The 12,047-nt window shown below is 70.3% G+C and carries 10 protein-coding genes; 4 read left to right on the top strand and 6 right to left on the bottom strand.

Annotated elements, in window-relative coordinates; translation table 11 throughout:
• Positions 1–43 precede the first annotated feature (43 nt).
• The 3 genes from ACWD10_RS10405 to ACWD10_RS10395 all read left to right on the top strand — a co-directional run bounded on the left by ACWD10_RS10405 (position 44) and on the right by ACWD10_RS10395 (position 4,301).
• Positions 44–1,294, top strand: coding sequence for a styrene monooxygenase/indole monooxygenase family protein (locus tag ACWD10_RS10405; protein WP_451089086.1), 1,251 nt, complete (start codon positions 44–46; stop codon positions 1,292–1,294).
• Between the two features lie 1,247 nt (positions 1,295–2,541).
• Positions 2,542–3,798 carry an XRE family transcriptional regulator gene (locus ACWD10_RS10400; protein WP_451089084.1) on the top strand — a complete coding sequence of 419 codons (1,257 nt, stop codon included), beginning with the start codon at positions 2,542–2,544 and terminating at the stop codon, positions 3,796–3,798.
• Entirely contained in the window at positions 3,789–4,301 is a 513-nt protein-coding gene (locus tag ACWD10_RS10395; protein ID WP_451089083.1) for a GNAT family N-acetyltransferase, read from the top strand. The genes ACWD10_RS10400 and ACWD10_RS10395 overlap by 10 nt, the downstream gene beginning before the upstream one ends.
• Before the next feature lie 13 nt (positions 4,302–4,314).
• Here the strand turns inward: ACWD10_RS10395 and ACWD10_RS10390 are convergent, their stop codons facing one another.
• From ACWD10_RS10390 to ACWD10_RS10375, 4 genes are all read right to left on the bottom strand, one after another.
• Positions 4,315–5,550: an NlpC/P60 family protein gene (locus ACWD10_RS10390; RefSeq protein ID WP_451089081.1), complete on the bottom strand. Its 1,236-nt coding sequence runs from the start codon at positions 5,548–5,550 to the stop codon at positions 4,315–4,317.
• Positions 5,551–5,679: 129 nt separating this feature from the next.
• Positions 5,680–6,033: a hypothetical protein gene (locus tag ACWD10_RS10385; RefSeq protein ID WP_451089079.1), complete on the bottom strand. Its 354-nt coding sequence runs from the start codon at positions 6,031–6,033 to the stop codon at positions 5,680–5,682.
• 123 nt (positions 6,034–6,156) lie between these two features.
• On the bottom strand, positions 6,157–6,933 hold the full coding sequence (locus tag ACWD10_RS10380) for a TetR/AcrR family transcriptional regulator (protein ID WP_451089077.1): 777 nt from the start codon (positions 6,931–6,933) through the stop codon (positions 6,157–6,159).
• 105 nt (positions 6,934–7,038) lie between these two features.
• A complete protein-coding gene (locus ACWD10_RS10375) occupies positions 7,039–7,980 on the bottom strand; it encodes an AurF N-oxygenase family protein (protein WP_451089075.1) in 942 nt (313 codons plus the stop codon).
• A 302-nt stretch (positions 7,981–8,282) separates the two neighbouring features.
• Here ACWD10_RS10375 and ACWD10_RS10370 point away from each other — a divergent pair, with 302 nt between their 5' ends.
• Complete coding sequence (locus ACWD10_RS10370) at positions 8,283–9,152, top strand: hypothetical protein (protein ID WP_451089073.1); 870 nt, start codon at positions 8,283–8,285, stop codon at positions 9,150–9,152.
• Positions 9,153–9,196: 44 nt separating this feature from the next.
• On the opposite strand, the gene ACWD10_RS10365 is transcribed toward ACWD10_RS10370, so the two are convergent.
• Both ACWD10_RS10365 and ACWD10_RS10360 read right to left on the bottom strand, forming a co-directional pair.
• Complete coding sequence (locus ACWD10_RS10365) at positions 9,197–10,657, bottom strand: penicillin-binding transpeptidase domain-containing protein (RefSeq protein ID WP_451089071.1); 1,461 nt, start codon at positions 10,655–10,657, stop codon at positions 9,197–9,199.
• Positions 10,654–12,033 (bottom strand): FtsW/RodA/SpoVE family cell cycle protein, encoded by a 1,380-nt coding sequence (locus ACWD10_RS10360; RefSeq protein ID WP_451089069.1) that lies wholly within the window; start codon positions 12,031–12,033, stop codon positions 10,654–10,656. The genes ACWD10_RS10365 and ACWD10_RS10360 overlap by 4 nt, the downstream gene beginning before the upstream one ends.
• Between the last annotated feature and the right edge of the window lie 14 nt (positions 12,034–12,047).

The raw sequence follows: 12,047 nt of genomic DNA, 5'->3' as shown, positions 1-12,047 counted from the left end.
CCCTCCCCACTCCCCCGCACAACCCGCTAGGAGAGAACCAGCCATGCGGAAGATACTCATTGTCGGAGCCGGTCAGTCCGGACTCCAGCTCGCCCTCGGACTCCAGTCCCAGGGGTACGAGGTCACCCTGATGTCCAACCGCACGGCCGACGAGATCCGTTCCGGGCGGGTCATGTCGACGCAGTGCATGTTCCACACGGCGCTGCAGCACGAGCGCGATCTACAGATCAACTTCTGGGAGTCGCAGGCCCCGAACATCGAGGGCCTCGGCGTCTCGGTCGCCGCCCCCGGCTCGCACGACCCGGGCCCCACGCAGCGCGCCATCGACTGGGTCGGCAAGCTCGACGGTTACGCCCAGTCGGTCGACCAGCGGGTGAAGATGGCCGGCTGGATGGAGACCTTCGCGCAGCGCGGCGGCCAGCTGGTGATCCACGGCGCAGCGGTCTCGGACCTGGACTACTTCTCGCGCACCTACGACCTGGTGCTGGTATCGGCGGGCAAGGGCGAGCTGGTCTCCATGTTCGGCCGCGACGCGTCGCGTTCGCCGTACACGGAGCCGCAGCGGGCGCTGGCGGTGGCGTACGTCCACGGCCTCGGCCCGCGCCCCGAGCACCCGGAGTTCGACGCGGTCCGCTGCAACCTGGTGCCCGGCGTCGGAGAGCTCTTCATCATGCCGACGTACACGAACACGGGCCGCGCGGACATCCTGTTCTGGGAGGGCATCCCGGGCGGTCCGCTGGACGCCTTCAAGGGAGTGAAGGACCCGGCGGAACACCTCTCCCTGACCCTGGAGCTGATGGAGAAGTTCACGCCCTGGGAGTACGCGCGGGCCACGAAGGTGGAGCTGACGGACCCGAACGGCACGCTCGCGGGCCGCTACGCCCCGACCGTCCGCAACCCCATCGGCAAGCTGCCCGGCGGCGGCCTGGTCCTGGGCGTCGCGGACGTGGTCGTGGCCAACGACCCGATCACGGGCCAGGGCTCCAACTCGGCCGCCAAGTGCGCGGCTTCGTACCTCGACTCGATCGTGTCCCACGGGGACAAGGAGTTCGACGAGGCGTGGATGCAGGCGACGTTCGACCGCTACTGGGAAACGGCGCAGCACGTCACGAAGTGGACCAACGCAATGCTGTCCCCGCCCCCGGAGCACGTCCTCAACCTCATCGGCGCGGCAGGCCAACTCCCCCCGGTCGCCCACCGCATCGCCAACGGCTTCGACGACCCGTCCGACTTCGAGAACTTCTTCTTCGACCCGGACAAGGCGAACGCTTACCTGGCGGAGGTCACCGCCTAGCCCCCACCCCCCACCCCCCACCCCCGCCCACCCAGCGGGGCACCGTGGCATGAGGAAGCCCCCGCCAGGCGTCATGAGGAGACGCACGGCGGGGGCCGTTACGGAGTCCCGTGTCTCAGTGCTTGCGAGGCCGGACAGGGGCGCGGGTGGCAGGGTTGCGCCACGACCAAAGCCCCCGGCACGAAGGCAGCGAGAGCCCGAAGTGCGCCCCGCAGCGCGCGCACCAGGGCAACCCGTTCTCGGGATCCGTGAGGCATTCGGAGTCACAGCGGGGGCACTTCGACATGGGACGATGGTGTCGGGCCGGTTGCTGTCGCGCAACGCGACCACACCCGGAATGTTGGTCGCCACCTGGGGGCAATTGTCGACTCGCGTCTCCACCGAGGGCGGGCGTCAGAGGCCTGCTCGCCGGACAGACAGGCGGAACCGGTGGACAGTGCGACTCATGCCCACCCCCTTCCGGCCGGAGCAAGCTTCCTGCTGTGGTCCGGATGTCGCTTGATCAAGACGTTGCAGTCAGTGACCCGGCTCAGGTTTCCGAGCCTGCGCGCCTCTTCCTTCTCGCGCTCCAACTGAGCGCACTCCGCACAATGCGCGCTCATGATGCCCCCGCTTCGCGCTGTGCCTCTTCGAGCCGTTGCGCGAGCTCACACGAGCCCTCTGGCGCGCACCGCAGGCACTCCAGACGATGCATGAGGTAGGCCGCCTCGAGTTGGCTGATGTCCTGTGGACGGGGACGGGGGGAGACTTCGACGGTCACGCGCTCACCTCCACTCCGTGGAGGAGCTTGGGACCGATGTCCACGCCGTGTACGGCGAGCCATAGGGCACGGCGTCGGGCGCGCTGCCGCTGAGCTTCCTGGCGTCGTTCGTGAGCAACGAGGTACGGACGGACAAGCCCAACGTCCTCACCCCGGAGCGCGAGCGTGGGCCCGTCGGGAGCGGGCTGAGGCCGGGTGCTCGGGTGGGGTGTGCGCGCCCGGTGACGTCCTCCAGCGGGCAGAAGTAACCGCAGAAGCGGCGTGAGGAGTCTGGTTGTAGCTTTGGGCATTGTCGTCAACCCCTTGTCGGTTGATGGCCACGCCCCCGGACGTTCGCCGCGTCGCGGGGGTACTTGTCTGGTGATGCCTAGTCAACGGCTGGCCCGGCACAGCGGACAGGTGGAAGAGGTACGTCTCCCGTCGCGTGCCCCCGGTGATTTTTACCTTCGTTCGTGTCTGGATGATCGCGCACCGTTACCGTGAGGGCATGGCGCAAGGAAACTGCAAGCTCGCCGCACGGATCGCGGAACTCGGTTTCTCTCAGGCCGAGTTAGCGCGTCAGATCAATGCTGAGATCGAACTCCTGACAGGCAAGCCGGGCAACGTCACCGATGCCGACATCCGGCGATGGCTGCGCGGCGATACCAAGTGGCCGCAAGACCGCATCAGGCTGTGCCTGGAAAAGGTTCTTGATGCCAGCGCCGAAGACCTGGGGTTCATACCTCGCAAGAAGCGCATCGCACCACCGGAGGAAGATCCCGTGCACCGACGTGCGCTCCTCACCGCCGCGAGCGGAACTGCCATGGCCATTGCCGCTCCGTACGCACCCACCCATGGGCGCCTCGGCGTCAACGACGTCCGGCGATTCCATCAGGACTACGTGGCCATCGTCCGAAAGGATCAAGCAGTAGGGGGATCACGGAAGATGGAGGACCTCGCGGTGGAACTGGCTTCCCGGATCCAGTCCACCGTTGCCGTTTCCTCGTCGTCAACTCGCGTGCGAGACACTCTTCACCGGCTCGCCGCCAACGTCCTCTGCTCTGCGGCATTCGCGGCCATCGACGCACGATCTCCGCAGCGGGCTCGCGCCTATCTCGGCAAAGCTCTGACCTTCGCCGGCCTGTCCCGCGACAGCGAGACGATGTACCAGGTCTGGAACCATCTGATCCTCACCTCCAACCAGCACGAGAACCACGCCGAAGCGGTCGCCGGATCAGAGGTGATGAAGTGCTCCTCTATCGCCCGGAGAGATTCGTTGTACGCCTCTCTCGGGCACATGCGGAACGCCAGCGGACTCGCGCGCCTCGGACGCCGCTCCGAGGCTCTGCGGGCCCTCGGCGACGCGGAGCGTGCCTTCGCCCGTAGCGCCGACGATCAACGGCCAGAGTGGATCAGGTTCTTCGACACCAGCGAGATGGACGCCCTGTCCTCATTCATGTGGAAGGCACTGGGTGATCACGGGCGGGTGGAGTACCACCTGCATCGCACGCTCGCTGCCATTCCTGACGGCATGGCCCGCAACAAGGCGCTGTACACGGCTCACCTGTCGCTGGCGCAGGCCAGACAAGGAGACCTGGAGTCTGCCTGTGCGACAGGCAGACAGGCCCACGCATTGCTGCCGCCCTCTTCCGGATCGAGGAGAACGGCTCACACTCTGGCTGCGACACGCAAGGCGATCGTAGCCTCAGGCTCACAGAGTGCCGAGGTCGTCGAGTGGATCGAGGAATCCGGGCAATGGATCTGAAGCGCTACACGCATGCCGATGCACGGGACGTCAGGTCCCTGCTGCTCGATATCCACGACGAGGCGTACGCGAACGATCCGAATCCGTTTCACTCGCGCGAACGCTTCTCGTACTTCGTCGAGCGGTGGTCCTCACGTGAGAACTGGCAGTGTGTATTGGGATGGGAAGAGGGCGGTCCTGTCGGTTACGCATACGGCGCCATGTTCAAGCCGGGCGGATGGTGGAAGGGGCACCAACGGCCGGTAGCTGTCAGGGGGTCGGTCTTCGCGCTGTCGGAGTTGATGGTGGTTCCCTCATGGCGCGGGACCGGTCGGGCGAAGCGGATTCATGACACGCTGCTCGCACCGATCACGGCCGACGTCGTCACGCTCCTGGTCGAGTCCGCTCACTACAAGGTGCGTTCGCTGTACGAGAGTTGGGGCTACGGCGAAGTAGGCGAAGCGAAGCCGGCGGACGACGCGCCGCTGACCACCGTCATGGCCAGGGATCTGGAGCGCGGCTGAGTACCGGGCGAAATCATTCCGACGGTGCCCCAGCCCCGTCGTACCCCAGATCCGACCCCTCCATAGCCCCCGCAGGGATCCGGGGCGGCCGATATCCCGGCATCGCTTCCGCCCCGGGATCCGGTCGTACGGCGCCGCGCAGTGGGTTCGCCGCGATGGGGGAGACCTTGATCCGGCCGCCGGGGCGGGGTGCGTGCACCACCATTCCGTTGCCGAGGTACAGCGCCACGTGCGTGGCCTCGGGGAAGTACACCACCAGGTCTCCGGGGCGCAGCTCGCGCAGCGGGACCCGGGGCAGGGTGGCCCACTGTTGCTGGGAGGTGCGCGGGATGGGGTGGCCCGCGTGGGCCCAGGCCTGGGAGGTGAGGCCCGAGCAGTCGTACGACTTCGGTCCCTCGGCGCCCCAGCGGTACGGCTTGCCGATCTGGCGTACGGCGTAGCGCAGGGCCGCGTTTCCGGAACGCGACGGGGCCACCGCACCGGCGCCTTGACCGCCCTCGGAGCCCGGCAGCCCGAGTGCCCCGGAATCCAGAAGTTCCCGCTGGGCCTTGACCGTTCCCGCCTCCTCCAAGCGGCGCAGCTCGGCCAGTTCCTCGGTGCTCAGGTCGGCCAGGAGCTCCTCGACCTCCTTGAGCCGTCCGATCACCGTGTCCCGCTGCTTCTTCTGCCGCGCGGCGAGGGCGAGCTGGGCGTCGAGGGCCTTGCGGGAGCGGCGGGCGAGGTCGCTTGCCCGTTTCTCACCGGCGGTGAGGCGTCCCACCGTCTCGACCCGCTCGGCCGCCAGGCGCCGGATCAGATGGCCCTGGCCGAGCGCCCGCTGGGGGTCCCGGGCGAGCAACAGGCGTACGTACGGGGAGATCTCGCTGTGCGACCGGTACTGCTGGCGGGCCAGGCGCCCGGCCGCGCTGCGGCTGTCGTGCAGGGCGAGCCGGGTGTGGTTCAGCTCGGCGTCGAGCCGCTTGGCCTCCGCGCGCTGTTTCTTGAGGCGCTCGGCGGTGGTGTTGTACGTCTCGGTGGCTTGCTCGGCCTTGCGGTACAGCTCGCGCAGGTCCGTGAGCAGCTGGGGTACGGAGCGACGCTCACTGGGTCCGGGTCCGGGTCCGGGTCCGGGTCCGGGGGCGGGCGCGGCCGCTGCCGTGGGGCCGGGGACGAGTGCCGTGACGACCGCCGCGGCGCAGGCGAGCCGGAGCGCGCGCCCGATCCCTTTGCCGATCGCCGCCCGCACGCGAGTCCCTGACGTCCCTGACACGACATCACCTCCGGGGCGAGCATGGCTCGGGGGTGGCCGGGCCGCCGCGCGGGCGGGGTCCGGTGGGCGAAGGGTGTCACTCGTCCCGGGCGGCGGGGCCGGAAAGCGGCCGGGTGGGTTGACAGGGCGTCAGTCCTTGCCTCGTTCCTCGCCTCGTTCCTTGCCTCGTTCCTCGTCCCGTTCCTCCTCTGTGGGTCCGGGCTCGGGTCCGGGCTCCGGCTGAGGCTTGGACCAGGGCCACCTGAGCCCCCGGCCCCGCTTCCCCTCCGGGTCGTACTCGTAGCGCCAGCCGCGCGGCAGGCCGAGCCGTTTGCTGTGGGCCGCGGGCACGCGCCGGTAGACGAGCACGGTGGGCTCGCCGCCGTCCGGGTCGGGCACGGGGACCTCGTACACCTTCGGCGGCTGGCCGGTCGGGCCGAGGAGGACCGGAATGACCCGGCCGTCCAGGGGCCCGCCGACGAAGGGGGTTTCTTCGCTCTTCACGGGGCCAGTCTGCCCTCACGGGGCAAGTCTGCCGGTCGGTCCACCCGGGCCCGCCATCGCCCTGCGGCAGGTGTGCCGCGCTCTACGGCGGGTGTACCTCGCTCTACGGCGGGTGTACCGCCCCTACAGCAGATGCGCCGCGTCGCCGACCACCGGGAGCACCCGTCGGGCCAGGGTCCCCGCCGCGCCGTCCGGGCGCTCCGTGTCCAGGGCCTTGCTGAGCATCGTGGCCGTCTGCTCGTCGGACGCCGCCGTCACCGTCGTCAGGGCGATGAAGTGGTCGAGCAGCCAGTCGCGCAGCTCCGGCGCCGTCGGCTGCTTGCCCTCGTCCAGCCAGATCAGGGATGCCGCCTCGACCGCCGAGATCCACGTGCGCACCATCATGTGCAGCCGCGGCCCGGGGTCGGTCACCGGCAGATGGGAGAGGATCCGGGCGGCGGCGACCCGGCGCACCTCGTCGACTATGGCGGTCGTACGCGACGTGGACACGACGCTGCCGCCCTGGAGCAGTGCGCTGAACCCGGTGGCGTGCTCGTCCACGAAGGTCAGGTAGCGGGTCAGGGCGCGGGCGAGCCGTGCGGTGAGCGGTCCGGTGTGCGGCTCCTCGAAGCACTGCTCGAGTTCGTCCGCGGCCGAGCGCAGCGCCGCCTCGTACAACTGCTGCTTGCCGCCCGGGAAGTAGCGGTAGACGAGCGGCCGCGACACCCCGGCCGCCTCCGCCACGTCGTCGATCGAGACGTCCTCCGGGGCGCGCCGGGCGAACAGGCCGAGGGCGGCGTCGAGGAGCTGGCGCCGCCGCTCCTCGACACTCAGCCGCCGGTACGCGGGCGCAGGCGCAGGCGCGGAGGCAGCGGGTCCGGAGCTGGCGGCGGAGGAACGCGTGATCGGAGGCGGGGACATTCCCGCAGCGTAACCGCGCAGCACGCGAACCGGCCCGGCCTCTCAGCAACTACCGTGCCGCGCACCCCGCGAACCGGCCCCGCCGCACACCAACTACCGTGCCCGTCAGGCCAAAAGCCCCGAGCTCCGCCACAGCCGTCGCCCGACGCCCCGCAGCACCCCGATGTCGTCCAGGAAGTCGGTGAGGCGCTTGGCGCCGGTCTGCATCACCTCGCGCCGGTGCGGGCTCGCCTTGACCTGGGCGAGGGCCTCGCGCTGGTCGAGCCCGACGTCGCTGTACACCCGCGGGTTGACGAACGCGATGGAGAAGACCCGGGCCGCCTCGCCGCTGCTGATCCGGGTCAGCTCCCGCTCCCAGCGCGGCGCGGTCACCATCTGGCGCCGCAACTCCTCGCGGGCGTAGCGGACATGGCGCGCCTCCTCGACCACGTGGATACGGGTCACTCCGCGCACCAGGGGCTGCACCCGCTCGTCCGGGAAGGTCAGCCGCTGCATCCAGTCGAGGATCTCCTCGCCGAGCAGCGTGCAGGCGAACGAGCCGGGGGTGGTGGAGACCGTTTTGAGTACGCGCGCGAGATTGTGGTTGAGCCGGGACACCGGGTACGTCGGCGCCCCGCCCTTCTCGATCATGCGGGCGAACATCATCGAGTGGCGGCACTCGTCGGCGATCTCGGTGAGCGCGTACCGCACATGCGAGCTGGTCACCGACTTGTCGTAGATGTGCCGGACCAGCAGCTGCATCAGGATGATCTCGAACCAGATGCCGAGCGAGGCGAGCGAGGCCGCCTCGTGCCGGGCGAGGTCGAACCGCTGCTCCTCGGACATCCGCCGCCACAGCGGGGTGTCGTAGAGCGAGACCAGCTCCGGCGGCCAGAACCACTTGCCGTCCTCGGCCGGGGCGTCCCAGTCGAGCTCCTTGTCGGGGTCGAAGGAATGCTTGGCGGACGATTCGAGCAGCCGCTTGGCGACCTGCTCGCGGCCCTTGAGCTGCCCGAGGGCGTCCCGCAGGCCCATGAGGACGTCGTCCTCCTCCGTCACCGTCGTCATGCCGTTCCCACCTCGTCGTATGGATTGGCGCTCTGGATCGCGGTCTGGATCGCGGTCTGGATCGGGGTCTGGATCGGGGTCTGGATCGCGGTTGGTTCGCGGTGTGGACTGCGGTTGGATGGCGCTGGTTACCCGCGGTCACTCCCTATGGGTTCTTATGAGACTCCGCGTCAGCAAGGGCGTCAATCCCTTGTGCGGGACTTGTTGTTGGGCGTCGGCGTCGGGCGTCGGCGCCGGGCATCTTCGGCCATCGCCGCGGCCCTGCCCGTTGGTGCTTCGCGCTTGTGACATACGGTGCCGCCATGTCGACGCCGCAGCCATCACAGGCCGGGGGATACGGCCCGACCGGCCCGACCGGCCCCGCCGGTCCCTATGGACAGCAGCCGTACCCGCAGCAACAGCCTCCGCCGCCGGGCCCGTACGGGTCACCGCAGCCCGGACCGTACGCCGGTGGATCGCACCCCGGACCGGGCGGCTGGGGTGCGCCACCGCCACCGCCACCGCCCCCGCCGCCCCGTAACAACGCATGGCGCACGATCGGCATCGTGGCCCTCGTGGTGGCCGGAGCCGGGGCTCTGCTGCTGTTCTCGGCGTGGGGGAACCGGAACTCCGACACCGCGGGCGGCCCGTCGGACTCCGCGTTCCCCGCTGCCGAGTACCGGCTCACGCTCCAGAAGACCCTGCTCGACGGGGAGTACACGCTGGCCGGTGACCACTCGTCGCAGGGGCCCCAGGATGACGGGTCCTGGGACGAGTCGAACATCAAGGACATGACGCCGGTCGTCGGCCAGTACACCGGCAAGGGAGACGCCGCGTCCGGCAAGGCGCTCGTCGTCTCCGGCATGTACGGCCGCATCAGCGACCCCGACGAAGCCCGCCGCAGCATGCTGCGCGGCGCCGGTACTGCCCAGGGCACCTCGATCGCCGTGGCGGCCAAGGACATCACGCCGGACGGCGGCGGCGAGACGGTGCGCTGCCAGGTGCTGACCCAGCAGCAGTCGGGCGTCAAGGTCCAGATGCCCATGTGCGCCTGGGCCGACGGCAATACGGCCGCCGGTGTGGCCACGGTCGACCCGGCCGCCGCCGGTCAGGACCTGCGGTCGATCGACCTGGAGGAGGCGGCGAGGACCGCCCTCGCCGTCCGCGACGAGATGCGCGAACCTCTCGACTGACCGCCTGAATCAACTGACCGCCCGAAGCGGCGCTCGGCCCGGTCTCACCGCCCGAGCGCCGCCTTCATCACCGCCCGCGCCACCGGCGCCGCGCTCCCGCCCCCGCTGATGTCGTCGCGGTCGGCCGACGCGTCCTCGACCACCACGGCGACCGCCACCGCGGGCTCCGCCGCGTCCTCGGCCCGGGCCCAGGAGATGAACCAGGCATACGGCAGGCCCGTGTTGGCGATTCCGTGCTGTGCCGTGCCCGTCTTGCCGCCGACGATCGCGCCCGGAACCGCCGCGTTTCCGCCCGTGCCCCGCTCCACCACGTCGACCATCAGCTCGCGCAGGAGCGCCGCCGTGCCCGGGTTCAGGGTCTGCCGCAGCGACTCGGCGCGGGTCACCGCGACCGGGTGTCCGGACGCGTCGGTCGTACGGTCCACCAGGCGCGGCTTCTTCAGGTCGCCCCCGTTGGCCACCGCGGCCGCGACCATCGCCATTTGGAGGGGCGTCGCCGTGGTGTCGTACTGGCCGATCGCGGAGAGCGCGAGCTGTGCCCGGTCCATGGAGGTGTCGAAGTTGCTGCGCGCGACCAGCGTCGGGATCTTCAGGTCCTTGTCGTTGAAGCCGAAGCGTTCGGCCGTGCGGACCATCGCCGAAAGGCCCACCGCGTCGCCGAGCCGCGCGAGGACCGTATTGCAGGACCACTTGAACGCCTTGCGCAGCGACGCCTCCGCGCAGCTGCCCCGTACGTCATTGGTCAGCTCGGTCGACGTGCCCGGCAGCCGGTACGGGTCCGGCGCGTCCGTCGGAGCGTCCAGATCCGTGACCACGCCGGTGTCCAGGGCCGCCGCCGCCGTCACCACCTTGAACGCCGAGCCCGGCGGATAGGTCTGGCGCAGCGCGCGGTTGAGCATGGGGCGGCCGGGGTCCTCGTGCAGGAGGTCCCAATTCCGGCCCACCGAAAGGTCGTTGCCGGAGAGCAGCCCGGGATCGTACGACGGGGTCGAGACAAGGGCGAGGATGCGCCCGGTGGCCGGCTCGATCGCCGCTACCGCGCCCTCCCGCGCGCCCATCGCCCGGAACGCGGCCTTCTGCACCTTCGGGTCGATCGTGGTGTGCACCTGCCCGCCCGGCTGCCGCGACCTCGTGGCGCCGGGCCACAGCGGGAACGGGGCGAGTGCCGGGTCCGTGCCCGTGAGCAGGTCGTCCGCGGACTTCTCCAGGAGCGTCGTGCCGTAGGTCTGCGAGGCGTAGCCGGTGATCGGGGCGTACAACGGGCCGTTCGGGTACGTCCGTTCGTAGCGGAGCTGCTCCCCGGTGTCCTTCGAGCCGGTGACCGGTCGGCCGTCCACCAGGATGTCGCCGCGCGGCTGCTCGTAGCGGACGATGGCGGGGCGCCGGTTGGCCGGGTTGGCCTCGTACTCGGCGGCCTGGAAGACCTGGATCCGGGCGGCGTTGCCGAGCAGCGCGAGGAGCAGGAGCAGGCAGAAGACCGTGGCCCGCCGCACGTACCGCCTCATGCCGCGGCCTCCACGGCGCCGTCCGGAAGCGCGGGTTCGCGCCGGGCCGAGTCGCTGAGCCGGATCAGCAGCGCCACGATCGTCCAGTTGGTCACGACCGACGAGCCGCCCTGCGCGAGAAACGGCATCGCCATCCCGGTCAGCGGAATCAGCCCGGTCACCCCGCCCGCGATCACGAACACCTGAAGCGCCACGATCGACGCGAGCCCGATCGCGAGGAGTTGCCCGAACGGGTCACGCAGCGCGAGCCCGGCCCGGCAGCCTCCGGCCACGAGCAGGGCGTACAGGAGCAGGATCGCGCACAGCCCGGCGAGCCCCAGCTCCTCACCGGCCGTCGCAAGGATGAAGTCCGACTTGGCGGCGAACCCGATCAGAATCGAGTGCCCCTGCCCGAGGCCGCTCCCGAAGGCACCGCCCGCGGCGAACGCGAAGAGCGACTGGGCGAGTTGGTTCGGGCCCTCACCCGCGTCGATGGAGGCCACGGGGTGCAGCCAGTCCGCCACCCGGCTGTGCACATGCGGTTCGAGCGTGCCGACCGCGAACGCGCCCACGCACGCGAGCAGAAGGCCCACCGCGATCCACCCGGTGCGCCCCGTGGCGACGTACAACAGGACCACGAAGAGCCCGAAGAACAGCAGCGAGGTACCGAGATCGCGCTCCAGGATCAGCACGCCGACGCTGATCAGCCAGACCGCCACGATCGGCCCGAGGACCTTGCGGTTCGGCAGCTGAAGGCGGCGGAAGCGGCGGCCCGGGCGGGCGAGCGCGTCGCGGTTGGCGGCGAGGTACGCGGCGAAGAAGACCGCCAGCAGCAGCTTCGCGAACTCGGCGGGCTGCAGCGAGAAACCGGCGAACCGCACCCAGATCCGCGCCCCGTTCACGGCCGGGAAGAAGATCGGCGAGACGAGCAGGACCAGCGCGGCGACCACCGAAAGGGACGCGTACCGCCGCAGCGTCCGGTGGTCGCCGAGCACCACGACCGCGACCGTGAACAGGGCCACCCCGGCCGTCGACCAGGTCAGCTGCGCGAGCGCCGCCTCGTCGTGCGGGGTCGCGCGGTCGAGCCGGTAGATGAGCACCAGACCGAGCCCGTTGAGCAGTACGGCGATCGGCAGCAGCAGCGGGTCCGCGTACGGGGCGCGGATCCGGACCGCCAGATGCGCGGCGAGCGCGAGCCCGCCGAGCCCGGCGCCGTAACCGACCGCGCCGGGCGGTACGGCGCCGGTCGTCGCGAGCCCCACATTGACGTAGCCGAGCACGCACAGGCCCACGGCCAGGACGAGCAGGGAGAGTTCGACACCGCGGCGGCGGGGAAATCGGACCGCTGGAACGGAACGTTCAGCCCTTTCCTTAACATCAGCGGTTCTTCCGGTCATGCCCGGAAACGTAG

It is taken from the genome of Streptomyces sp. NPDC002851 (genome assembly GCF_053591935.1).
This window is presented reverse-complemented; position numbering and strand designations above follow the sequence as displayed.